Origin of the sequence: Pseudomonas sp. 20P_3.2_Bac5 (assembly GCF_025466035.1) — a bacterium.
Lineage (GTDB): Bacteria > Pseudomonadota > Gammaproteobacteria > Pseudomonadales > Pseudomonadaceae > Aquipseudomonas.
Map to the genome: position 1 here is coordinate 1 of NZ_JANLOA010000095.1, position 24,086 is coordinate 24,086.

Below are 24,086 nucleotides of genomic sequence, written 5' to 3' on the forward strand. Positions count from 1 at the left end.
GGCTCCCCTCGGCCCCTTGACCAGCGGCGAATTTTTAGGCACCTGGGTTGTGTAAAAAACGTCGCCGAGAGGCGATCAGCCAAGGTGAAAACAGGCGAGGAACAGTCTGGGGGTCGCTCAACGTTTGATGGGTGTAAATGAGCACTCTGACCAGCGTCACACAGAAATCTGTTTTCAATTCAGCATGGGTGAGTTCGGATGCATTTCATACAGTGCTTAACATTTGAAGGCGCTCAACCCATTCAGATTGCTTCGCGTCTGCCTCTGCAAGGTGAAGCCTTCGCATAGCCTCCATATTCAGAGTGGGGCGACTCACCTGCCCCGACCGCCCCCCCGCCAACAATCTCTTCACTCAAGGTTCTCTAATTCGTCTTACCGCTGTCTTAGCTTTTCGTTCTGTCCGCGCGATGATGAGGGGCCTCAGCCCATAATTCATTATTTGCAATGGACCCAGGCCAGCACAGCTAAATCCGAATCAAGTCTGCGTAACCGTTTATGCGGTGTCTGGCAGCTAACGACCTCAGATGCCACTCGCAGGAAAAGCACTCATGACCGGATATCCCTCGGCTGTAATCCGGGGGCACGACGCCCCCTCCAAACTTCCACTCGTTCGAAAAGGAGCCTGGAATACATTTTTTTTGAGCAAAAGTTCAATCCTTAAGTCGCCTATCAGATTGACGGCCCCTTCTCTCGACTATAAAGTTCGCGGTCCTCGACCTAAAATGCGGAATTTGTCGTGATCCTGATCCCTGCTTACGAACCGGATGGAACCCTAGTCAAGCTAGTGGATGAACTGTTGGAGATGATGCGCAGCACCAATCAGAACGTGCCCCTGCTCGTCATCAACGATGGTTCTCGTCGTGAAGTCGCACTTCAAGTGTTTGCCGATCTGGAGGCACGCGGCATCGAAGTTGTGACGCATCCTGTAAACAAGGGTAAGGGTGGCGCGCTGAAAACCGGCATCGCTATCGCACGTGATCGGGGAATGCCTTATGTGCTGACGGCCGACGCCGACGGTCAGCACCTCCCCGTAGACATCCTGCGGGTCATGGCGGCCGGTGTCGAAACCGGCAATTCGGTAATCCTCGGTCGCCGAGTATTTGACGAGTCCACACCGCTGCGCTCCAAGTTCGGCAACGAATTGACCATCCGGGTATTCCATCTGGTGCATGGCAAACGTGTGAACGACACCCAAACCGGACTGCGTTTTATTCCAGCGTGCTTCTATGAAGACTTGCTAGCCATAACCAAGGATAAATACGACTTCGAACTGGCGGCCCTGATTATCTTCGCGCGCAGGAACCGACTGCAGGAGGTCGTGATCCAAACCGTCTACGAGCCGGGCAACCCGTCTTCACACTTCCGCAAGCTGCAGGACTCGGCGAAAATCTACGCAGTGCTGTTGCGCGGCGGGATGGTGTCGTTGTTCCTCGCCCTGATGGACTTTCTGACCTTCCAGCTAGTCGATTCGATCAGCGGCTCCACAACATTGTCCGTGGTCGTGGCGCGCACGGTCGGAACGTTGGGCTATTTTTATCTGGCCCGCAACTTCATCTACAAAGTTGGGGGAAACACCCTCAGTACCTTCATGAAGTACCTGGTCTTGGTGCTCCTGAATATCTCCATCCTGGTGCCGCTCATCGATCTGGCCAAAGAACAGTTCGAAATGCCGAAGGTGCTGACCTATATCGCCGGCACTCTGGGCCTGTTCTTCTTCAACTTCTTCGTGCAGAGGGCTTTCATCTTCAAGAAAGTCGCTCCAGCCCCGGATGTGGCGTCAACTGCGACCCCCGTCCCGCCAAGCGTGGAAACGTCTCGATAATTCCTTTCAGCTCAGGGCTGGTCAGTCATGGCCAACCCTGATGCTTTAGCACTTCCAGTCTGACGGCTCCCGCCCAGGGAACCGCCGCTACCCTGCCTTTGCGAACCAGACATGAATCAGATCAATCAAACACTCCCCTCCTCCCTGGGCAACGACGTGCAGTTGCACCCACGCACTTTCCGCTGGGTCGCCGTATTGCTGGCACTATGGCTTGCCACCGGCGCGAGCTACCTCTACCGGCAGGAACTGTCCATGCAGCTTGGGCTCTGGGACCACTTCGACATCAATGCGGTGAACTACTCCCGCTATGTCGATTCTCGTGACTCTCAGCAAGTATTCCAGGACCAATTGCTCCTTGTGCGCCAGGGCTATCGCAAGGGCGCGCTGTTCGTCGGCCCCAGCAACCTCTACAGCCGACAGTTGCTGCCCATCGATAGCAACAACAGTTACCGGATGAGTTTCGAACTGATAACCCTCACCGATGGCACCGACGACAAGGGCTCGGCCACCTACGCAGGCGTGGTGTTCTTCGACAAGGACAAGAACATCATTATCGAACCGCAGTCGCATATGTTCGGCGTCGCCTCGAACGATGTAGTAACCCGTGCCACAGGACGCCTCCAGCTCAGCGGCGTGTTCTCTCCGAACGGGCGCGAGTTGAACCGCATTCCGCCCAGCGCTCGCTACATGAAGATCGCAATCAACCTCAACTACGGTGATCCAAGGGCCGCAGTGGTGCTATCGAACGTCAAGTTCGTGCCTTATGTCGCTACTGGAGACAACAAATGACGCTGTTTTTCGGGTTTCTGGCGGTCTCGCTATTCATGCTGCTGATCGGCTTCATCTGGCCGATCAGGGGCCGTATCGACATTTTGTCCCTGACCACGCTGACTGTGGCCAAATCACTGTGGCTGAGCTGGCTGGTAGTGTTCGTGTCCTACTGGCTGAATCTCGGCGACCTGTTGCTGCCAATCCTCCTGGCGGTAACCGTGATCACCGTGCGTCGATTTTTCAAGGGTAACGACGCCAAAGTCGTCTTCAGCTTCGGCAGCCTGCTGCTGGTGGTCGCGATCATCGCAATCGGCCTGCTGCTGAGCCCGCTGGGAGCGCTTAAGCCAATCCTCGATGGAGAAATCGTTCTATCCGGCTGGGATGTCAACGCCTCTTGGAATAACTGGGCCATGCAGTTATTCGAGAACACCTACTCGCCTTACATCGCCGCCTATCCGCTATTCCTGCCAGGGCTGTGGTCGCTGATTTACAAGGCCCAAGCCAACCCGATGGTTTGGGTCATGACCCGCCTGCTGCTGTGTATCTTCCCGCTGCTGCTGGTCGTGCAGATTGGCTCGCTGACCATCGCCCGTCGGCCCCTGGCGGCACTGCTGGTGTTCCTCTCGGTATGGGGCATATTCCTGCTCAACCCACACCTGCTGGCTGGCATCACCGACCCTATCGTGATGATGCTTACCCTGATCGCCGGGGTGGCGCTGTACCTGGCGACCTGCTGCGACCGCCAGGACGAGCGGATCGACCAGTACACCCTGTGCGCCGCACTGTTTGCCGGTATCGGCGCGATCACCAAGCAACCCGGCACCCTGGGCGCGATCGCAATCGCGCTGGGGCTGATCCTGATAGGTCTGCGTACTTCGAAACGGCCTGCCTGGTACCTGGCGCGCCTGGCGGCTATGGTCGTACCACCCGCGACCTTCATGATCATTTTTTCCTCCGCGCCATCGATGCCGACCGCGCTGGGCAATCTCAGCTTCCTCATGAGCCTGACTTCGCGGGCATCTGACGGAGGCGGCATCTACGAACATGGCTGGAACCTCGTGGTAAACATGTTCGGACGCTTCCCTCTGCTGCTGATGCTGACCTTGGCCGCTTTCAACCTATGCACCCCGAAGCGCCTGGCCAGCCAGATCGGCCTGGTCTACCTGGCGTGCTCAGGGGTGGCCTTCATCGCCTATTCGAACTGCTGCGCCTATGACGAACGCAACGGCTGGTTCCTGATTGCACTGCTGGGAATGTCGGCAATCTGCGGCGCCTCGATCCTCGAAGGCCCACTGATGCGCGAACTTGCGCCGCTGCGGGAATTCTTCGGCTCGGCGCAGAGCCCCCTGCGACGTCAACACACCCGTGGCAGCGCGACACTGCAGCTCATCGGACTGGTCCTCGCCGTTGCCATCGCAGGCCTGCTGCAACTGGTGACTGGAGAATCGCGCTACCTTGAAGCCGCCAAGGAGGCCCGTCGTGAAATCGTTTGGCCTACCGTCAACCACTTGGCCTACACCGACATCAACAACCTGGGCGATGGCCTGATCATCACCAACTACCAGTTCGTCGCCCTGCTGCCGGACCTCGAAAAGCGTCATCGCATCTGCCCGGATATGGCCTGCGTCACCGCCGCCATCAAGCAGCACCCGGGCAGCCGGGTACTGATGGGACCTGACTCCTTCAATTACCCAGCGCTGCGCGCATCGCTGGCGAGCACAGACTATCTGGCCAACGAGGATAAATACGGTTTCGTGATTACCCGGAGCCTGAAGGTCGAGGATCTGCCGGCAGCTTCAAATCCCTAGCGCAGTCTTCAGTCGTGATTTTCGTCAGGAACCAAGGATTTAACCAATCGGCTCGTAATTTTGTGCCTCTGCCGGCCGCTGCAAGACCCTGAATGCCTGACATTTCCGCACACACTGATTGTGCTGAAGCCAAAAAGAAAAAACGCCCAAGCCCTCCTTACAAAGGGCTTGGGCGTTTTTTTTGCGTGCTGTTGAGACCTCTAGAGGGCACGAGGGGATATTGATTGAGTGGCAACGATAATCTGCCCACCACCTTGCCGCCGAAGGCTTGTTGCAGCAGATGGAAGAACAGAGCAATACGCCGGGAGTCCGCCGGGGCATCCTCAGCAACCCGGAAGCGCGCCGAGAACTCAGCGACCAGATGAATTGCTTCCCAAGTGAGATTCAGTCGAGTTGTGCCAGTAACGCAGCTTGAGCCAGCAACACGCAACGAGAAACGCCAGCAACCTCTCAGCCCAGCCATGCCTTGCTTCGAGCACTAAAGCCGGTCAGATCAGTCGTTTACGAATGGGGTTCGACCCGATAAGGGCGGCACATGAGCCCCAACGGGAGCGCTGCCGGATAACATCGAAAGGCATATGCCAAACAAATGCGCCCGCAACGGCGATACACAGGAACAGGCAGGGAAGTAGAAAGGCCCAGAAACAACAAAGCCCCGATTTCCGGGGCTTTGTGTATTACATATGGCGGAGAGATAGGGATTTGAACCCTAGGTACTGTCGCCAGTACAACGGATTTCGAATCCGTCCCGTTCGGCCACTCCGGCATCTCTCCAATGGCGCGCATCATACCAGCACTTTTGCCAAAGGCGAAGCCCCTGGATGAAAAAAATCGCGTGCTTTCAGATGCTTGCGCGAACGTGCCGAATTACAGCGGCACGCCCAGGCGTTTTGCGACTTCTTCGTAAGCTTCGATCACATCACCGAGGCCCTGGCGGAAGCGGTCCTTGTCCATCTTTTTGCGGGTTTCCTTGTCCCACAGGCGGCAACCATCCGGGCTGAACTCGTCACCCAGGACGATTTCGCCGTGGAATACGCCGAACTCCAGCTTGAAGTCCACCAGCAGCAGGCCGGCGTCATCGAACAGCTTGCTCAGCACTTCGTTGACCTTCAACGACAGGGCTTTCATTTTCACCAGTTGTTCGGCGGTACCCCAGCCGAAGGCAACAACGTGGGATTCGTTGATGAACGGGTCACCCTTCGCGTCGTCCTTGAGGAACAGCTCGAAGGTGGAAGGCTCCAGCTTGATGCCTTCTTCGACACCCAGGCGCTTGACCAGGCTGCCAGCAGCGAAGTTGCGCACTACGCACTCGACCGGAATCATGTCGAGCTTCTTGACCAGGCATTCGTTGTCGCCCAGTAGTTTGTCGAACTGGGTCGGAATACCGGCTTCTTCCAGTTTCTGCATGATGAAGGCGTTGAACTTGTTGTTCACCATGCCTTTGCGGTCGAGCTGTTCGATACGCTTGCCGTCGAAGGCAGAGGTGTCGTTGCGGAACAGCAGGATCAAGCGGTCAGCGTCGTCGGTCTTGTAAACCGACTTGGCTTTGCCGCGGTAGAGTTCTTCACGTTTTTCCATGATGGGCTCCGCTTGCTAAATGAGAGGGGGCTAGACGATTTCGCGCCAGTCGAGCCCACAATCCTGGTTGGCCACTTGCAGCCAGTCCGGGTCGCACCCAAGGGTATCGACGAAACATTGCCGGGCCAGCTGTGGCAGGTTGTTCTTGCTGCTGAGGTGGGCCAGCACCAGGTGCTGCAGATTTTCCCACCCCAACTCCGCCACCAGGCGCGCGGCCTGATGGTTGTTCAAATGTCCGTAATCGCCGCCAACCCGCAGTTTTAGAAACTGCGGATAATGTCCCCGTGCCAGAAGGTCACGGCAATGGTTGGCTTCGATCAGCAGGGCATCCAGGCCCCGGTAATGGTCCAGCAACGTCGTGTCGTACGAGCCCAGGTCGGTCAGCACGCCGAGGCGCCGTCGACCGTCCGTGAACACGTACTGCAAAGGCTCCAGCGCATCATGCGTCACACCCACCGCACGAATGCTGAGGGCGCCCACGTCGAACGTATCGTTCGCCGCGAGAAACCCTGTCGCTTCCAGCGGTTTGCGCAACCCGCGCAACGTGCCACGACTGAGATAGACCGGAACATTGTAGCGCCGTGCCAGCAACCCCACCCCATGCACATGATCGGCATGTTCGTGAGTCACCAGCACGGCGCTCAATATGTCTGGCGATACACCGAGCCGCGCCAGGCGCCGCTCGGTTTCACGCAGGGAAAATCCGCAATCGACCAGTACGTGCGTGTCGCCACTGCTGATCAGCGTGCCATTTCCCTGGCTGCCGCTTCCAAGTACCGCGAAGCGCACTTAACCCAGGTTGTCCTGAATGACGCTCAGTACGCGACGGGCCACATCGGCCGGGGCCACGGTGTTGATGTTCTTCTCGACGGTAACCTGGACGCTGTCGCCCACCTTGCTCAGGCGAACTTGATAGCGCTCGGCACGGGCTTCGATCTCTTCCTTGCTCGGCGCACTGCCGAAGACGCGGCTGAAGAAACCAGGCTCGCTTTTCGGCTCGGCTTTCTCGGCCAGGTTGATGTAGTACAAGCCCAGGCTGCGGTTGATGTCTTCAACGCGCCATTCGCCGTGCTCCAGGGCACGACCGACACTGGACCAGGCGCGATCGAGATCGGCACCGAGGTTCAGAACCGGGTTGCCACTACCGTCTTCGCTCAGGCTGACACGGCTAGGTGCATCGAAATCACGGGCCGCGAGCAAGGACACCGAACCGCCCTTCTCGGCGCTGCGGGTCATGCTGGCAAGCATTTCGTCGACCAGTACGGCGTCGACGCCGGTGTTGGTCGAACGGGCCGGGAATTCCTGCTCGGCACTGCTGCCGGCGGCACGCTCGACGGTCACCACATAGACCTCACTGGTGTTGCGCTGCACGCCTGGCTCGATACGGACCCGCGCGCGGACCTCGTTGTCGCGGCTGCTGGCGGCACCACCCAGGCGCTCGGCCATGGAGGCGGAAAGCTCGTCGAAACGCTGCCAGGTGGTGTTGAACTCACCCGTCTGCGGACGCTCTTCGGCGATACGGAAACCGTTGTCCTCGAAGAACTGGCGGGCAACCGGCCAGACTTCGGCCGGAGCGCGCTGGGCCAGGACCCAACGAGCGGCGCCGCTCTTCTGCAGGCTGAAATCGGTAGCGTCGGCGCTGGCCGCAAGCGGCAGCGGACGCGGAACTTCGTATTCACCCTTGACGTTGTCGTCCGCGACGTTGCGCGGGATCGGCAGCAGAGGGTCGAGACGCTTGACGTTGCTCACATCAGGCGGCAACTGCATGGGCGGCTTTTGAGTGGCCTCCAGGTAGTCGCTGCCACGGTCACGGAAATACCCGTCCTCGCCCCAGAGCCAAGCGCAACCGCTGGTGCTGGAAATGATCAGGGCAAGGGCGGAAAGACCAGCCAATCGCTTCATGCGGTGTACGTCCTCAATTAAAACTGCAGGCCGCACTGGCGCATGGCCTGGCGTACCGTATCGTGACAGGAGTCGCTCAGCCAGGTCAGCGGCAGGCGGATGCCTTGGTGCATCAGGCCCATTTCAACCAAAGCCCACTTCACCGGAATCGGGTTGGCTTCGATGAACAGGTGCTTGTGCAGTGGCATCAGTTTTTCGTTGATGGCGCGGGCTTCGTCAGCCTTGCCTTCGAGTGCAGCGTTGCACAGGTCGGCCATTTCACGCGGGGCGACGTTGGCGGTCACCGAGATGTTGCCCTTGCCGCCCAGCAGAATCAGTTCGACGGCGGTCGGATCATCGCCGGACAGCACGAGGAAGTCTTCGCTCACACCGTCGATGATGGCCTTGGCACGCTTCAGGTCGCCGGTGGCTTCCTTGATACCGATGATGTTCGGCACGGTGGACAGGCGGATCACGGTCTCGGCCTGCATGTCGCAGGAGGTGCGGCCGGGAACGTTGTAGAGAATCTGCGGGATGTCGACGGCTTCGGCGATGTGCTTGAAGTGCTGGTACAGGCCTTCCTGGGTCGGCTTGTTGTAGTACGGCACCACCAGCAGGCAGGCATCGGCGCCGGCATTCTTGGCGTTCTGGGTCAGGTGCACGGCTTCGCTGGTGGAGTTCGCACCGGTACCGGCGATGACCGGGATGCGACCATTGACGCGCTTGACCACGAATTCGATGACCTGGATGTGTTCTTCGACATCGAGGGTCGCCGACTCGCCGGTGGTGCCGACTGCGACGATGGCATGGGTACCGTTCTGCAGGTGGAAGTCCACGAGTTTGCTGAGGCTGTCCCAGTCCAGACGCCCTTGTGCATCCATGGGTGTGACCAATGCCACCATACTGCCCGCAATCATGAAGCTGCTCCTGCCGGAAAAAGAGAGCGGTAATGGTACTGGCGCCATCGGGCTTGCACAAGCGACGCAGGCGGGCAGAGCATTCCCCTCGGCGGCCATTTTCGCTACCCTTCGTCCTTTGATCGGTACATAGCGGCCTGCCGGGCTGCCGACAACGTGCCCCGACAGTGTCCGCCGCCTCGATCCAGAGGCCCGGGAGCACGCTGAACAGCCTGTTCACCCCGTCAAGTACCGACCGCTCATCGCTTTAGGAATGCTATGTCCACCCCCACCGTCCGCGAACAATTCCTTGTCGTCAGTGCTTTGGGCCCAAGCCCGATGGAACTGACCAACATCCTTTGCCGGGCCAGCAACGACAGTCGCTGCTCGGTGGTGACCTCCCGCCTGAGCCGCCACGGCGAATGCAGCGCGCTGATCCTGCAGATCACCGGCAACTGGGATGCCCTGGCGCGCTTCGAGGGCGCGCTGCCGAGCCTGGCGAAAAAGCACGGCTTCATCGTCAACGTGGTGCGCAGCGCCGACCTTGAAGTGCGTCCGCTGTCGCTGCCGTATGTCGCCTATGTCAGTGCCGCCTACCGCCCCGACATCGTCAATGAGCTGTGCCAGTTCTTCATCGACCACAATGTCGAGCTGGAAAGCCTGACCTGCGATACCTATCAGGCTCCGCAGACCGGCGGCACCATGCTCAATGCCACCTTCACCGTCACCCTGCCGGCCGGCACCCAGATCAGTTGGCTGCGTGACCAGTTCCTGGACTTCGCCGACGCGCTCAACCTCGATGCGCTGATCGAACCCTGGCGCCCACAGAACCCGATGTAAGGAAGCTTGCCCATGGCCGTTGAACTCGACCAACCCGTCGCCGATTTCCAGGCTCAGGCCACCAGTGGCCAGCAGATCAGCCTTGCCGGGCTGAAGGGCCGTCAGGTGGTGCTGTATTTCTATCCGAAGGACAGCACCCCGGGCTGCACCACCGAAGGCCAGGACTTCCGCGACCAGTACGCCGCCTTCCAGGCCGCCGGCACCGAGGTGTTCGGCGTTTCTCGTGACGGCATCAAGTCCCACGAGAACTTCAAGGCCAAGCAGGCATTTCCCTTCGAGCTGATCAGTGACAAGGACGAGGCCATCTGCCAACTGTTCGACGTGATCAAGCTGAAGAAGCTCTACGGCAAGGAATACCTGGGCGTGGACCGCAGTACCTTCCTGATCGACAAGAACGGCGTGCTGCGCAAGGAATGGCGCGGCGTGAAAGTGCCTGGCCACGTGGCCGCGGTACTGGCCGCAGCGGAAGAATTGAACAAGGCGTGAATATCAAACGGGGCATGTCGAACATGCCCCGTCTTGTTTCAGAGCAACGGTGCCACCGCGGGCTCACGCCGTGGCCAGGCATCCAGCACGGCCTTGAACAGCGTCGCCAGCGGAATGGCGAAGAAGATCCCCCAGAACCCCCACAACCCGCCGAACAGCAGCACCGCGCAGATGATCACCACCGGGTGCAGGCTCACTGCTTCGGAAAACAGCAAGGGCACCAGCACGTTGCCATCCAGGGCCTGGATGATTGCGTAGACGGCCATCAGGTAGATGAACTGGTCGCCCCAGCCCCACTGGAACAACGCGATCAGCGTGACCGGCACCGTCACCACCACCGCACCGACGTAAGGCACAACCACCGACAGCCCCACCAGCAGCGCCAGCAACGCCGCGTAGTTGAGCCCGAGGGCAACGAAGGCGATGTAGGTCGCCACGCCGCAAATCAGAATCTCGATGCCCTTGCCGCGAATGTAATTGGCGATCTGCCGGTTCATCTCCTCGGCCACCCGCGTCATCAGCGCGCGCTCCTGCGGCAGATAGCCGCTGACCCAGCGCGCAATGGTCTCGCGGTCCTTGAGGAAGAAGAACACCAGGATCGGCACCAGCACCAGGTAGATCATCACATTGACCAGCAGCGGCAGGCTCGACAACGAGAAGGTCAACGCCCACTGGCCGAACTTGCCGATTTCCCCGCGCATGGCTTCGATGGCTTGCAGCACCTGGTCATCGGACACCAGGTGCGGGTAGCGCTCAGGCAGCAGCAGAAGCAGCGACTGCCATTTGCCGAGCATGCCCGGCAACTCGTTGAACAGCGTGATCAGTTGATGCCAGAGCAACGGCACCAACACCAGCAGGAACACGCCCAGCGCCCCCATGAACAGGGTGAAAACCAAACCCACCGCGACCTTGCTGGGCACGCGCAGACGCTCCAGGGCGTTCACCAGCCCCTGCATGAGAAACGCGAGGACCATGCCCGCCAGCACCGGGGCCAGCATGCCGCCCAGGGTCAATACGGCGGTGAACCCGAGAAACAATAGGACCGCCAACACCACGGCTTCCTCGTCCGAGAAATAGCGGTGCAGCCAACTGCGTAGCACTTTGAACATCGACGATCCTTGGGTAGGAAAGAAACTCAGGCCTTCTTCAGCCAATAGGTGTAGACCCCGCCCTCGGCGGTATCGAGCAGCAGCGTATGACCGGCTAGCCTGGCAAAAGTGCGGAAGTCACGCTGCGAGCCAGCATCGGTGGCAATCACCTTGAGCACCGCGCCGCACGCAAGGCGATTCAGCTCCAGCTTGGCCTTGAGCAATGGCAGTGGACAGTTGAGGCCACTGGCGTCCAGTTCGGCATCGTGGTGCAAGGTGTCAGTCATCAAAACTCTCCAGAAAAACCAGCCGGCCAGACAGCGCTGGCGTGCGGCGCAGGCAAGCCTCGCAGAATACCGCCACTGGTCGCAACCGTGCGAGGCGGCTACAGTAAGGCTCTTTGTCGACCAGAGCTTCGTGCATGAATTTTCTGCGCCCTACCTTGCTGACACTGGCCTGCCTGCTGGCGCTTCCGAGCCACGCCGACGACCTGCCGTCACTTGGCGACGCCAGCTCTGCCATTGTCTCTCCGCAGCAGGAACACCAACTGGGCCGGGCCTGGCTGAGCTTGTTGCGCGGCAATGTCAGCCAGTTGTCGGACCCACAGCTCAAGGATTACGTCGAGTCCAGCGTCTACCGTCTTGCCGAAACCAGCCAACTGCAGGACCGCCGCCTGGAGTTCATCCTGATCAACAGCCCCGACCTGAACGCCTTCGCCGCTCCCGGCGGGATCGTCGGCGTCAACGGCGGCCTGTTCCTCAATGCCCAGACCGAGGGCGAATATGTCTCGGTACTGGCCCACGAACTCGCGCACTTGTCGCAACGCCACTTCGCCCGCGGCGTCGAAGCCCAGCAGCGCATGCAACTGCCGATGATGGCCGCCCTGCTGGCGGGCATCGTGATTGCCGCTTCCGGCGCCGGTGACGCCGGTATCGCCGCCATCGCCGGCACCCAGGCGGCGGCCATCCAGGAACAGCGGCGGTTCTCCCGCCAGAACGAACAGGAAGCCGACCGTATCGGCATCCTCAACCTGGAAAAAGCCGGCTACGACCCGCGCAACATGCCGTCCATGTTCGAGCGACTGATGCGCCAGTACCGCTTCGACGCCAAGCCGCCGGAATTCCTGCTGACCCACCCGGTGACCGAGTCGCGTATCGCCGACACCCGCAACCGCGCCGAACAGGCCCCTGCCGGCGGCACCGAAGACAGCCTGCGCTATCAGTTGATGCGTGCCCGGGTGCAACTGTTCTATGAGGGGACGCCCGGCCTCGCGGCCAAGCGCTTCCGCGCCCTGCTGGATGAAACCCCCAACCTCGATGCTGCGCGCTACGGTCTGGCGCTGGCACAGATCAAGGGCGGCCAACTCAATGAAGCGCGGGAAAATCTCAAGCCGCTGCTGGCCAAATCACCCAACGACATCACCTACAACCTGACCCAGATCGACCTGGACATCACCAACAACCGCCTGGCCGATGCTCAGCAACGGGTCGACAAGATGCGCCAGCTCTACCCGGGCAACTATCCGCTGCAACAGGTTCGGGCCGACCTGCTGCTCAAGCAGAACAAACCCGCCGAAGCCGAAAAAGCGCTGGAAGCCTTGATCAAGAACCGTGGCGACGACCCGGATATCTGGTACGACCTCGCCGAAGCTCGCGGGCTTTCAGGCAACACCATCGGCCTGCACCAGGCGCGCGCGGAGTTCTTCGCCCTCACTGGCGATTTCGACCAGGCGCTGCAACAACTGGATTACGCCAAACGCCGGGCGGGTACCAACTTCCAGCTCGCGTCGCGGATCGACGCCCGTCAGCGGGATTTGCTGGAGCAGCAACGAATGGTCAAGGACATGATGCGCTGAGGCCTGTGGCCTCGATCCACAGGATTTGAGCCCGCCTCGACAACGAGGTTGGCGCAAATCCTGTGAAGGGCTGCCAAGCAGCCCTGAAAGACTCAAGCGTTACCGGACAACTTCAGCCGCGCAGCCTGGGTAAAGTCCAGCATCCGCTGCAACGGCTTGATCGCCTGCGGAATCAATGCCGGTTCCACGAAAATCTCGTTCGTCCCTTCACGCAGGCACTGCAAGGTGCGCTCAAGCGTGTTCATCGCCATCCAAGGGCAGTGCGCGCAACTGCGGCAGGTCGCGCCGTTGCCGGCGGTCGGCGCTTCGATGAACTCTTTGTCGGGGCACAGCTGCTGCATCTTGTAGAAGATGCCGCGATCGGTTGCGACCACAAACTTCTTGTTCGGCATGCGTTGCGCGGCGGCGATCAACTGGCTGGTGGAGCCCACGGCGTCAGCCAGCTCGATGACGGCGGCCGGCGATTCAGGGTGCACCAGAATCGCGGCGTCCGGATACAGGGCCTTGATATCGGCCAGTTGTCGCGACTTGAATTCTTCGTGAACGATGCACGCACCATCCCACATCAGCATGTCGGCGCCGGTCTGCTTCTGGATGTAGTTGCCCAGGTGCTGGTCCGGTGCCCAGATGAAGGTCTCGCCGTTGTCCATCAGGCTTTCGACGATTTCCAGCGCGCAACTGGAGGTCACCACCCAGTCGGCACGGGCCTTCACTGCCGCCGAAGTGTTGGCATACACCACCACGGTGCGCTCCGGATGCTTGTCGCAGAAGGCCGAGAACTCGTCCACCGGGCAGCCCAGATCGAGGGAGCAGGTGGCGTCGAGGGTCGGCATCAGGATGCGTTTTTCGGGAGTGAGGATCTTCGCGGTCTCGCCCATGAAGCGCACGCCGGCCACCAGCACGGTCTTGGCCGAGTGGTTCTTGCCGAAGCGGGCCATCTCCAGGGAGTCGGCCACGCAACCACCGGTTTCCTCGGCCAGCGCCTGGATCACCGGATCGCAATAGTAGTGGGCGACGAGCACCGCATCCTGCGCCTTGAGTTCGGCGGCGATGGCGGCACGGTATTCGGCCTCTTGTTCAGGCGTGAGCGGCTTGGGCTGCTTGGCGTCCAGATGGGCCTGGACCAGAAGGCGTTCGGAAATCTGCGTCATGTTCGCAAGACCTGCTGGCGCTGATGCGCGTAAGTCGAGTGTATCATCGGGCACGGACAAATCGGGTAACAGCTTGGCCTTTGCATTTTCGGCAAAAGTCCGCCGCAACCTCGGTTTTATGAGTCGCCGAAGGCTACAGATAATCGGATGAATTCTAAAGAGATTTTTGCCCGATAAAGCGAGCGGGCGACGCTCGACACGTCGCCCGCGGAGCAAGGTGATTACTGAGCAGCACCGGTCAGCAGTGCGGCACGTCCTCGGACGAAGGCGTCGAACTGCTCAACGGTCATTTTCTGCCCGTTGAAGTCCACCAGGCCGTCGGCGTAACCCAGGTGCATCAGGATGTTGTCACCCTGCACCGTCGCCATCTGGGTTTGCAAGGCCATCATGCCGACCATCTCGCCCGCTGCCGACGCCTGCCGGATCGAGTCGGCATCCAGGCCATCCAGCGTCGCACGCAGGGCCGCGATATCACCGATCATTGGCTTGGAAATCTTCAGATTGGACTGGACCGACTTGATCGATTGGGCCAGCGCCTGCTCCGGCGGCAGGTCCGCCAGCGCCACACCGGCGAGGTCGACAGCGAGGTCAACGCGGCTTTCGCCACTGGCCGTCTTGAACGACAGTTCCTCCAGTGCTACCCGTGGCTGGCCGGCCAGCACGCCCTGCAATACATCCTTCAACAGCGGATCGTTCAGAAGCTGGGCACCATCGGACTGTTCCAGGGCAATGGCTTCCAGTTCCGGCATATGTTGCTCATACCAACTCACCAGTTTGCCGATTGCCTCGGGATTCAGGCGCTGCACGCTCCAGCCCATGCGTGCGCTGCCCAGCGGCTTGCCGGCATAGCTGATATCGGAAACCTGATACACACCCTTGAGCGCCAGACCATCGTTCTCGATACGGTAGGTGTCACGCAGGTCCAGGCCGAACTTCAGCGACGGCTGGCCATCGTAGACAACCGACACCTCTCCCAGGTCGGCCACATAAGAACCGGTATAGAAGCCGTAACGGCTCTTGCTCATGTCAGCGGCGAAGGTAAGGTCCTTCAGGCCGAAGTCCAGTGTCGAACCGTCGCCTTGCGTCAGGGTCAGGTGCTCCATGGCAGCCCCGAAGCGCAGCTCATCGCCATGGGCATCGGTGTCGATCTGCAGCGTCAGACCGGAAAACGAGAACATCACGCCCTCCTCGCCCTTCACTTCCAGCGGCGCCAGCTTGAGGTTGGTGCGCACGGCACCGCCATAACTCAGGCTCATGCTGCCGCCCAACGGCAGTTGATCACCTGCGGCGGCGAACCATTTCTCGGTCTTGTCGGTTTTCTCAAGCGCGTAAGTGCTCGCAGCCATCACGGGTGCAAGTTGCAACTGCTTGAGCCGCGACCACGGGAAAGGCCCGTGCTCGATGTGATCGACGAAATCCAGCGCCACCGACTCTCCGTCCGGGTCGCTGAGGGTCACCCGGTAGCGGGCGAGACTGGTGAACTTATGCGACTCCAGGGAAAGCAGTTCCACCTTGCCCTGCATTTGAGTGCCCATGGCCACGTCCAGTTGGCGATTGACGTCGGCCAGGGCAGCGTTCAACTGCGCGGGCAGTTGCTGGCCGGTGTACCACGCGATCGACGTCCAGGTCGCCGCGACCATTACAGCCAGCCCGCCGATAACTACCAGTGTTTTCTTCATGAAGTGATCCAGTTGCGTTCCTTGGAAAAGAAAGCCCGGACACCAGGGTCCGGGCCTTCAAGGCGGCGAGAGTAGCATTTATGCTGCGGGATTCAGTGCAATGCGGACAGCGATCGTCTGGCCATATCTATCCAGATCGTTCTCAAGAACTCCTCCCTTGTCATCTTCTTGCCATTGAGATCCACATCATCAGGTGGGCTAAATTGCAGCTTCATCAGAATGCTGTCGTCCACTACTTCCAGAAAAGGACTCCGCTCAGCCTCGCTTGAAAGTATCTCCCACAAGGTTCGACTGTTGAACGCTCCGCGCAGGGTGTCCGCAGTGAGCCTGCCGAGGTTGAAGGGACGCGCCCACTCATCGATAGTCGATTTGGAGATCTCGAGATTGACATTGCCCGACTCAGGCATCTGCTCAATCAAGTCAGCAAAGGAAATACGGTCATCGTCCGGCCGACGAAATTGAACAGACATGTCCGCCCGACTCTCTCCCTCGCTCGTTTTGAATGACAACTCTTCGATTACGAATTTCGGCCTGTTCGTCAGCAGCTTGAGCATGGCTGCTTCAAGCCGATCGTCCGATTCGCTCAACAACCCTTTCGGATCGGTATCTGCTCCATTTGTCTCGGCAACATCTACCGCGTTCATAGTGCCCCACACTCCCGAGCGCCGCCCCTGCAAAAATCCTTTGAGCGCCGCCGGGTCCAGACCTTCGACACGCCACGCCAGCCGAGCGCTGCCATACGGCCAACCAGCCAGCCGGATATTCGGAGCAACGATTATCTGCTTCCTCGAATACCCGTCCTCGGCAACCTGATACTCATCATGGAACGCGGCCCGGCCAAACGATAAAGTCTTACCGGCAGATTGAAATCCGACATCCGTCGAACCGACTTTCAGCCAACCGGTCCGCAGCCCCTGAAGACCTGTTCCCAAGTGAGCATTCACATCTATTCCCGCGAGATAGACATATACACTGCGGATGTTCTCACTCTTCAGATGTATCCTGAGGCGCTCCATCTCGCCGGAAATAGCCACGGTGTCGTCACCTTGAGCCGAGTTCAGGAGCAAACTTCCTCCGCTGGACGTCAGCGAATAATCCTGTTCCGTGATCTCGAACGGCGCGAACTCGACGTGAGTGTTGATGGTTTCTTCGTAATTGACGCTGATACCCCCACGCAACGGAACCTCCCCTTTACTGGCGGAAAACCAGGTCGCGGAGCCTTCGGTTTTGACCAATGTGAAATTGCTTGTAGCCATCACTGGCATCAGTTGCATGCGCTTCACCCTCGACCACGGTAACGGCCCGTACTCGATACGATCAACGAACTCCAGTTGAACAGGGTCCTGCCCCACCGACTCGTAGGTCACCCGGTAACGGGCATCGGCACTGAAGGTATGAAAGGCGCTCCAAAGCAGCTCGATTTTTGCCTCCCCCTCGTGCCCCAGCGCTACCTGCAATTGCTGGTTGGCATGCTCAAGCAGCGCATCCATCCGTGTCGGCATTGATTTGCCGGTGTGCCATGTGATCCACGCACAGCCAGCAGCACTGAGCGCAACAACGCCAGCGAGTGCAACCAGTATCTTTTTCATGAAGAGGTCCAGACAGTGGAGAAAACCACCCGGACCTTGCGTACCGGGCATCAGGGGCCAGGAGGTTAGCACCGCGATCGCGGGCAAAAAGCTCAGGAATCCGCCACCGATACGCTGGAAAACTCGACGCATTTCGTAGCCTGTTTCCGAGGCCAAATCCGATGCCGGCAACCAACGCCCTAGAATCCACCTCACAACCCCGCCAGACACTCACATAACTGTCATCGGACGCTGACATGTTCAGGCCATGCCCTGCCTGCCCGGGCAGGAGGAACAGCATCGGCCTGATAACGGAGCTTCGTATGAAACTTGCTGTGTTTGGTACCGGTTATGTTGGTTTGACCCTGGCCGCCTGCCTGGCCGAAGTTGGACACTGGGTGTGCTGCGTGGATGTCGACGCCGAACGCATTGACGCGCTGTCCCGTGGCCATTGCCCGATCTTCGAGCCTGGCCTGCCGGCACTGCTGCACAAAGGCCTGGCCAGTTCCCGCCTACTGTTCAGCACCGACGCGGTGCCCGCCATCGAAGCCGCCAGCGTGATATTCATCGCTGTGGGCACCCCGCCACTGGCCGATGGCAGCGCCCCGACCTGCGTCAGGTCTTCGCGGTCGCGGACGCCATCGCCCGGCACGCCCACGGTCAGAAAATCATCGTCAACAAATCCACCTCGCCGGTCGGCACCGTCGATGCCATCAAGGCCCGCCTGATCAGCCTGCGCCCGGACAGCGCCGCGCAACTGGACGTGGTCAGCAACCCGGAGTTTCTCAAGGAAGGCTCGGCGGTCATCGACTGCATGCGCCCCGACCGGGTCATCATCGGCGGCGCCAGCACCGCGACGCTGGCCCTGTTGAAGGAACTGTTCAGCCCCTTCAGCCGCAATCACGACACCTTCATCAGCATGGACGCCCGCAGCGCCGAGCTGAGCAAGTACGCGGCCAACTGCATGCTGGCGACAAAGATCTCGTTCATGAACGAAATGGCCAATCTCGCCGAACACCTGGGCGCGGACATAGAAGCCGTGCGCCGCGGTATTGGCTCGGACCCGCGTATCGGCTACGACTTCATCTATGCCGGCTGCGGCTTTGGCGGCTCGTGCTTTCCCAAGGACCTGACGGCCCTGCAGCGGATTGCCGAGCGACACGACTACCAGCCCCGTCTGTTGCAAGCGGTGGATGCCATCAATCAGCGACAGAAACATCGCCTGTTCGAAAAGATTCTCCAGCATTACAACGCAGACCTGTCCGACAAGACGTTCGCCGTGTGGGGCCTGGCCTTCAAACCCAATACCGACGATATGCGCGAAGCACCCAGCCAGGTACTCCTGCAGGCGCTATGGCAGGCCGGCGCGAAAGTCCGCGCCTTCGACCCGCAAGCACGGCACGAAGCGCGTCGTCGCTACGGTGAGCGCAATGATCTGGAGTTGCTGGACAACAAGGACGACGCGCTGAAAGGCGCCAACGCGTTGGTGATCGTCACCGAGTGGGAGGACTTCAAAGTCCTGGACAGCGAACTGGTCAGGCAGCGCCTGCTCGATCAGGTGATCTTCGACGGACGCAACCTGTTCGAACCGGCGCACATGGCCGATGCGGGCCTTGCGTACTACAGCATCGGACGCGAGGACGTGCGACCTGGCAATCCTCGCGCCCGAGACAACGAAGCGTCTTACTCGTTGACGTCCATGAACTCACGCGCCCAGACGATGTAGTCATTTGGCTGGGTGTAGGTGTGCGTCAGCTCCGTCGCGCTCAGGTCGGAAGCGGAGCTGGTAATGCGCCGCTGCTCGCGCAGGCAGTCGTAGGTCGCCTTGATCGCGGCGAAATAGGCGCCATGGCCGTCAACGGCAATGCGCACGCCAAGCTCGGCGAGACGCACGTCATCGTGCAGTTGCGGGTTGCCGTAGGTGACCAGCATGAGCGGAACGGTGACGTGACGGGCAATCTCTTCCAGGTGCTCGAAATCGCGGATGCCGACCATGCACACGCCGTCGGCACCGGCGTTCTGGTAGGCCACGACGCGAGCAATGACTTCCTCGGTCGGAATCGCTCCGGCATTGGTCCGGGCAATGATCGACAGCTCTTGATCGACCCGGGCCTCCAGCGCCGCGCGAACCTTGCCGACGCCTTCTTCGATGCTGATCAGGTCGGTGGACTTGCGGCCGAACTGGGCCGGCAACAGGGTGTCTTCGATGGTCAACGCGGAAACGCCAGCGCGCTCCAGCTCGATCACGGTGCGCATCACGTTCAGGGCATTACCGTAGCCATGGTCGGCATCGGCGATGAACGGCAGTTGTGCAACACGGCCGATGCGAGTGGCCTGTTCGGCGAACTCGCTGAGGGTGATCAAGGCAAAATCCGGTGCAGCCAATACCTGTAGCGACGCCACCGAGCCTCCCAGAATACCCACCTCGAAACCAAGGTCGGCGGCAATGCGCGCTGACATCGGATCGAATACCGAGGCGGTGTGGTAACAACGAGGGGAGGCAAGCAGTTTACGGAACGCACGACGCAAATCTTGATGGGACGCTTTAGGCATGATCTATCCACTATTTCGACTTCATTCTGAGGCGAAACATACCACCCCTTGATGTCTCTCTGACAGCAGCGAAGGTCTTTGTCCGACAAATCGACGCAAACGTTTCACCTCCCGGGGTTAAAGGGCCGACACCGACCGGGAATCCCTGATGGACAGAACGAAGGAAGCGAGTGTGAAGAGGTCGATCCGGCTGCGCTGTGGCGAAAACATCGAAGAGCCACCAGCCGGGATCGCGAGCTTTTTTTGCCGATTTCATCAAAAAATCGCGAAATGTGTATGAACTGTGCATGCAGATGATGAATACGCCGGGTACGGCAAAGCCTGACGTCAGGCATCAGGGAAAACCGTATGTGCACATGCTTTCTTATCAGTGATTCCCTTATCTATTAAGCGTAGGCTTTGTACGGTTATGGCATAATGAAATCATTCCACAACTCCAGATAACGAGCCGTGATTTGTGTCAGTGACGACCTTAACTGTATGTGATGACTCTACTGTTGCCCGCAAGCAGGTCCTGCGGGCGCTGCCAGCGGACTGGCCGGTGTCGATCACCCAGGCCAGCAATGGCCATCAATGCATGGACGCCATTCGCAAAGGTCTCGGCCAGGTCGTGGTTCTCGACCTGAACATGCCGGAGATGGACGGTTATCAAGTGCTTCACGCCTTGCGCGATGAAGGCTTGAAGGCCGCCGTCATCGTTATCTCCGGGGATGTGCAGCAGGAAGCGGTGCGGCGGGTCCGCGAACTGGGCGCCCTGGCGTTCCTGCAAAAGCCTTTCGACCAGGCAGAACTGCGCCAGACGCTTGGCGAGCTGGGGCTGATGAGCCTGCCGGGGCAAGCGGCGCAAAGCCACCGTCCGGCGACCAACACCAACGTCACCTTCAATGAAGTGTTCCGCGAAACCGTCAACGTCGCCATTGGCCGCGCCGCCGCGCTGATCGCCAAGGTGCTCGGGGTTTTCGTGCAGTTGCCGGTGCCGAACGTCAACGTACTCGAAGTCGGCGAGTTGCACATGGCCCTGGCCGATGCCGGGCGCTGCAAGCAACTCACCGCGGTCTGCCAGGGCTTTATCGGTGGTGGTATCGCCGGCGAAGCCCTGCTGATGTTCCATGATTCGGAAATCGCCGACATGGCGCGTCTGATGCAGCATCAGAACAGCGAATCATCCGACCTGGAAATGCTCCTGGATCTGTCCAGCGTCCTCATCGGCGCCTGCCTCAGCAGCATCGCCGAGCAGGTCGACGTCGTGTTCTCCCAGTGTCACCCGCAGATCCTCGGCCAGCATGCCGGCATCGAGGAACTGATCCGGGTCAACCAGCAGCGCTGGAAGAAGACCCTCGCGGTGGAGATCAGCTACGGCCTGGAGGGACACGATATCCGCTTCGACCTGTTGCTCCTGTTCACCGAAGACTCCATCGAACGACTGACCCACAAACTCGCGTACCTGATGAACTGACCCATGAACAAACCCATTGATCTGACCGAGTTCCATTGGCTGCTGGCGATCGTGCAAAGCATCGACGTCGGCGTGGTGGTGCTCGATCGCGACTACCGCGTCCAGGTCTGGAACACCTTCATGGAGAACCGCTCGGGCGTTGCCCCCAAGGACGCCCACAGCGAATCGTTCTTCACCCTCTTCCCGGAGGTCAACGTCGGCTGGTTCAGCCACAAGCTGGAAAGCGTCGCGACCCTGGGCACGCCCGCGTTCACGGTGTGGGAGCAGCGCCCTTATCTGGTGCGGTTCAAGAACTACCAGCCAATAACCGGGCAGGAAGACTTCATGTACCAGAACACCACGCTGTTCCCGCTGCGCTCCACCGACAGCAGCATCAGCCACTTCTGCCTGGTGATCTATGACGTGACCGACGTCGCCACCAACCGGCGCATGCTGCAATCGGCCAACGCGCAGCTGCAGAAGCTCTCCAGCACTGACCGCCTGACCGGCCTGTACAACCGCGGCCACTGGGAAGACAGCCTGAAAGTCGCTTACGCCCGTCACCAGCGCCACGGCAACCACACCAGCCTGGTGATGTTCGACATCGACCACTTCAAGCGCATCAACGATACCTACGGCCATCAGGCGGGCGACAAGGTCATCGAACAGGTCGCCGCGATGCTGCGTGAGTATGTGCGCGATACCGATGTGGCCGGGCGCTATGGCGGCGAGGAGTTCGGCGTGGTGCTGTCGGATACCGACAAGCAGGGTGCGAGCGCCTTCGCCGAGCGATTCCGTAAAGCGATCGAGGGGCTGGAAGTGCAGCACGAGGGGCAAAGTATTCGCTTCACCATCAGCCTGGGTGTCGCGGACCTCAGCCAGCCCTCGGAAGGCCATGCCGACCTCATCGCCTGGGCCGACCAGGCGCTGTACGCCTCGAAGAAAAATGGCCGTAACCAGGTGTCGATTCACGAATGACAACCGTGATATCCAGCCTTTCGGGCACCCGGTAGTCGGTCACCGGGGCCCGGCCTGAAAGTCTCCCAGCCTGTATTGCCTTCACGGCCAGCTCACTGAAGGCAACTTGCCAACACCCCGTGGCTTCAAGATAATAAGATTTATTATCAATTGTAACTTCGGGTTATCCCATGTCCGATCTGGTTCATCACGCAGCGATGCACACCCTCTACGAGGAGCATCACGGCTGGCTCAAGGGCTGGTTACGCAAGCGCATGAACTGCAGCGAGCAGGCCGCGGACCTCGCGCAAGACACGTTTTTACGTGTGCTGACCCAGCGCAGGGCCGACGTTGTTCGCGAACCGCGGGCTTATCTCAGCCGCGTGGCGCGCGGCCTGATGATTGACATGTTCCGCCGCCGTTCGCTGGAACAGGCCTACCTGGAAACACTGGCAGCGATTCCCGAAGCGCTGGATATCTCCCCGGAAGAACGCCTGCTGATCATCGAGTCGCTGCTGGAAGTCGACCAGATGCTCGATGCCCTCGGCACCCGTACCCGCGACGTGTTCCTGATGTCCCACCTCGACGGGCTCAGCTACGTAGAGATCAGCAAGCGCCTGCAAATCTCGGTCAACACCGTGACAAAACACGCGGTGCGCGCCCTCACCCAGTGCCTGCTGCTGATGGAGGATTGAGCCTTGGCATCCCCGGGACTCGATATCGCCACACTCGAAGCCGCCGCCCAATGGTATGTCGATCTGCGCACCGGAACGCCGGATGAGTCGCTGCACCGCGAGCATCAACGATGGCTGCAGAGCGACCCGCGCCATCTGCTGGCCTGGGAACGACTCGGGCGCCTGCAGGGCAAACTTGAGCGGCTTGCGCCCGCAATTGGCAGCCCGATTCTCAAAACCGCGCATGCCAAGCGCCGCGACATGTTGAAAGTACTGTCGGTGCTGCTGGCCACGGGCGCCGCCGGCACCTTGGGCTGGAGGGTCACGCCGCTGCCCCAGTGGGCAGCGGACCAGCGCACCGGGATCGGAGAGCGACGCAGCATTCACCTGGAGGACGGCAGTCAACTGCACCTCAATACCGCCACGGCGGTGAACATCCGCTACAGCCAGCAGTTGCGTGAACTCTTGCTGCTCAGCGGCGAAATCCTCGTCGAGACCGCCAAGGACAAGGCCGCCCGGCCTTTGATCGTGCGCACGGCTGAAGGCAGCCTGCAGGCGCTTGGCACACGCTTTATCGTGCAACAGGAACAGGATCGGACCCGGCTGACCGTGCTGGAGCATGCCGTCCTGGTACGCCCTGCCAACCAGCCCGACACTACGCTGACCGTACACGCCGGTGAGCAGATCAGCTTCAGCGCCGACGCGTTGGGGTCGGTCATGCCAGCCACCGCTCAAGCCGATGCCTGGCTGCACGACACACTGGTGGTGAACGGCTGGCGCCTGGATGACTTTCTGCAGCAACTGCAACGTTATCGCCCTGGCTACCTGAGCTGCGACCCGGCCGTGGCCGGGGTGCGGGTGTCCGGCTCCTTTCACCTGCGCAACACCGACCACGTCCTGGAAAACCTTCGTCTCACCCTGCCCTTGCGACTACGGCGGTTTACCCGCTACTGGGTACGCCTCGAAGCGGCATGAACGTCGACCGTAAAAAATTTCACTGAGGGGTTGGTGATTCTGATTCTCGTTCGGCTTGCCAAGTAGAGG

At 60.1% G+C, this 24,086-nt stretch carries 20 protein-coding genes, 1 tRNA gene and 1 pseudogene; 11 read left to right on the forward strand and 11 right to left on the reverse strand.

Features of this window, described 5'->3' with window-relative positions; all coding sequences use genetic code 11:
* The first annotated feature begins 736 nt into the window (after positions 1 to 736).
* From NTD88_RS16395 to NTD88_RS16405, 3 genes are all read left to right on the forward strand, one after another.
* Entirely contained in the window at positions 737 to 1,822 is a 1,086-nt protein-coding gene (locus NTD88_RS16395) for a bifunctional glycosyltransferase family 2/GtrA family protein (RefSeq protein WP_262155017.1), read from the forward strand.
* A 111-nt stretch (positions 1,823 to 1,933) separates the two neighbouring features.
* Entirely contained in the window at positions 1,934 to 2,611 is a 678-nt protein-coding gene (locus NTD88_RS16400) for a hypothetical protein (RefSeq protein ID WP_095153939.1), read from the forward strand.
* The gene (locus tag NTD88_RS16405) at positions 2,608 to 4,401 is read left to right on the forward strand and encodes a hypothetical protein (RefSeq protein WP_262155016.1); all 1,794 of its coding nucleotides are present in this window, start codon (positions 2,608 to 2,610) and stop codon (positions 4,399 to 4,401) included. The genes NTD88_RS16400 and NTD88_RS16405 overlap by 4 nt, the downstream gene beginning before the upstream one ends.
* Before the next feature lie 684 nt (positions 4,402 to 5,085).
* On the opposite strand, the gene NTD88_RS16410 is transcribed toward NTD88_RS16405, so the two are convergent.
* The 5 genes from NTD88_RS16410 to dapA form a co-directional block, all read right to left on the reverse strand.
* Positions 5,086 to 5,175, reverse strand: a tRNA-Ser gene (locus NTD88_RS16410).
* A 93-nt stretch (positions 5,176 to 5,268) separates the two neighbouring features.
* Positions 5,269 to 5,979 carry a phosphoribosylaminoimidazolesuccinocarboxamide synthase gene (purC, locus tag NTD88_RS16415; protein ID WP_095153981.1) on the reverse strand — a complete coding sequence of 237 codons (711 nt, stop codon included), beginning with the start codon at positions 5,977 to 5,979 and terminating at the stop codon, positions 5,269 to 5,271.
* A gap of 30 nt (positions 5,980 to 6,009) precedes the next feature.
* A complete protein-coding gene (locus tag NTD88_RS16420; protein ID WP_175651310.1) occupies positions 6,010 to 6,768 on the reverse strand; it encodes an MBL fold metallo-hydrolase in 759 nt (252 codons plus the stop codon).
* Positions 6,769 to 7,881, reverse strand: coding sequence for an outer membrane protein assembly factor BamC (bamC, locus tag NTD88_RS16425; RefSeq protein WP_095153983.1), 1,113 nt, complete (start codon positions 7,879 to 7,881; stop codon positions 6,769 to 6,771).
* A gap of 17 nt (positions 7,882 to 7,898) precedes the next feature.
* Positions 7,899 to 8,777, reverse strand: a complete 879-nt coding sequence (dapA, locus tag NTD88_RS16430) for a 4-hydroxy-tetrahydrodipicolinate synthase (RefSeq protein WP_095153984.1) — start codon at positions 8,775 to 8,777, stop codon at positions 7,899 to 7,901.
* Between the two features lie 258 nt (positions 8,778 to 9,035).
* Here dapA and NTD88_RS16435 point away from each other — a divergent pair, with 258 nt between their 5' ends.
* Positions 9,036 to 9,596, forward strand: a complete 561-nt coding sequence (locus NTD88_RS16435; RefSeq protein ID WP_095153985.1) for a glycine cleavage system protein R — start codon at positions 9,036 to 9,038, stop codon at positions 9,594 to 9,596.
* Between the two features lie 12 nt (positions 9,597 to 9,608).
* On the forward strand, positions 9,609 to 10,082 hold the full coding sequence (locus NTD88_RS16440; RefSeq protein ID WP_262155015.1) for a peroxiredoxin: 474 nt from the start codon (positions 9,609 to 9,611) through the stop codon (positions 10,080 to 10,082).
* Between the two features lie 38 nt (positions 10,083 to 10,120).
* Here NTD88_RS16440 and NTD88_RS16445 read toward each other — a convergent pair whose 3' ends face one another.
* Both NTD88_RS16445 and NTD88_RS16450 read right to left on the reverse strand, forming a co-directional pair.
* Positions 10,121 to 11,191 (reverse strand): AI-2E family transporter, encoded by a 1,071-nt coding sequence (locus NTD88_RS16445; protein WP_095153987.1) that lies wholly within the window; start codon positions 11,189 to 11,191, stop codon positions 10,121 to 10,123.
* Positions 11,192 to 11,217: 26 nt separating this feature from the next.
* Positions 11,218 to 11,457 carry a sulfurtransferase TusA family protein gene (locus NTD88_RS16450; protein ID WP_095153988.1) on the reverse strand — a complete coding sequence of 80 codons (240 nt, stop codon included), beginning with the start codon at positions 11,455 to 11,457 and terminating at the stop codon, positions 11,218 to 11,220.
* Positions 11,458 to 11,591: 134 nt separating this feature from the next.
* Between NTD88_RS16450 and NTD88_RS16455 the strand changes: the two genes are divergently transcribed.
* Entirely contained in the window at positions 11,592 to 13,025 is a 1,434-nt protein-coding gene (locus NTD88_RS16455) for a M48 family metalloprotease (protein WP_095153989.1), read from the forward strand.
* 92 nt (positions 13,026 to 13,117) lie between these two features.
* On the opposite strand, the gene nadA is transcribed toward NTD88_RS16455, so the two are convergent.
* The 3 genes from nadA to NTD88_RS16470 form a co-directional block, all read right to left on the reverse strand.
* Positions 13,118 to 14,176: a quinolinate synthase NadA gene (gene nadA, locus NTD88_RS16460; RefSeq protein ID WP_095153990.1), complete on the reverse strand. Its 1,059-nt coding sequence runs from the start codon at positions 14,174 to 14,176 to the stop codon at positions 13,118 to 13,120.
* Between the two features lie 221 nt (positions 14,177 to 14,397).
* Positions 14,398 to 15,855 (reverse strand): YdgA family protein, encoded by a 1,458-nt coding sequence (locus NTD88_RS16465; RefSeq protein WP_262155014.1) that lies wholly within the window; start codon positions 15,853 to 15,855, stop codon positions 14,398 to 14,400.
* A 92-nt stretch (positions 15,856 to 15,947) separates the two neighbouring features.
* On the reverse strand, positions 15,948 to 17,444 hold the full coding sequence (locus NTD88_RS16470) for a YdgA family protein (RefSeq protein ID WP_262155013.1): 1,497 nt from the start codon (positions 17,442 to 17,444) through the stop codon (positions 15,948 to 15,950).
* A 236-nt stretch (positions 17,445 to 17,680) separates the two neighbouring features.
* Between NTD88_RS16470 and NTD88_RS16475 the strand changes: the two are divergent.
* A pseudogene (locus tag NTD88_RS16475) lies at positions 17,681 to 19,149 on the forward strand (UDP-glucose dehydrogenase family protein).
* On the opposite strand, the gene NTD88_RS16480 reads toward NTD88_RS16475, so the two are convergent.
* Positions 19,107 to 19,976: an oxaloacetate decarboxylase gene (locus NTD88_RS16480; RefSeq protein WP_095153994.1), complete on the reverse strand. Its 870-nt coding sequence runs from the start codon at positions 19,974 to 19,976 to the stop codon at positions 19,107 to 19,109. The pseudogene NTD88_RS16475 and the gene NTD88_RS16480 sit on opposite strands and share 43 nt — an antisense overlap.
* Before the next feature lie 457 nt (positions 19,977 to 20,433).
* Here NTD88_RS16480 and NTD88_RS16485 point away from each other — a divergent pair, with 457 nt between their 5' ends.
* The 4 genes from NTD88_RS16485 to NTD88_RS16500 all read left to right on the forward strand — a co-directional run bounded on the left by NTD88_RS16485 (position 20,434) and on the right by NTD88_RS16500 (position 24,017).
* Positions 20,434 to 21,432 (forward strand): response regulator, encoded by a 999-nt coding sequence (locus NTD88_RS16485; RefSeq protein ID WP_095153995.1) that lies wholly within the window; start codon positions 20,434 to 20,436, stop codon positions 21,430 to 21,432.
* 3 nt (positions 21,433 to 21,435) lie between these two features.
* Entirely contained in the window at positions 21,436 to 22,389 is a 954-nt protein-coding gene (locus NTD88_RS16490; protein WP_262155012.1) for a sensor domain-containing diguanylate cyclase, read from the forward strand.
* Positions 22,390 to 22,559: 170 nt separating this feature from the next.
* Positions 22,560 to 23,063, forward strand: coding sequence for a sigma-70 family RNA polymerase sigma factor (locus NTD88_RS16495; RefSeq protein ID WP_095153997.1), 504 nt, complete (start codon positions 22,560 to 22,562; stop codon positions 23,061 to 23,063).
* 3 nt (positions 23,064 to 23,066) lie between these two features.
* Complete coding sequence (locus NTD88_RS16500; RefSeq protein WP_262155011.1) at positions 23,067 to 24,017, forward strand: FecR domain-containing protein; 951 nt, start codon at positions 23,067 to 23,069, stop codon at positions 24,015 to 24,017.
* Positions 24,018 to 24,086: the final 69 nt, after the last annotated feature.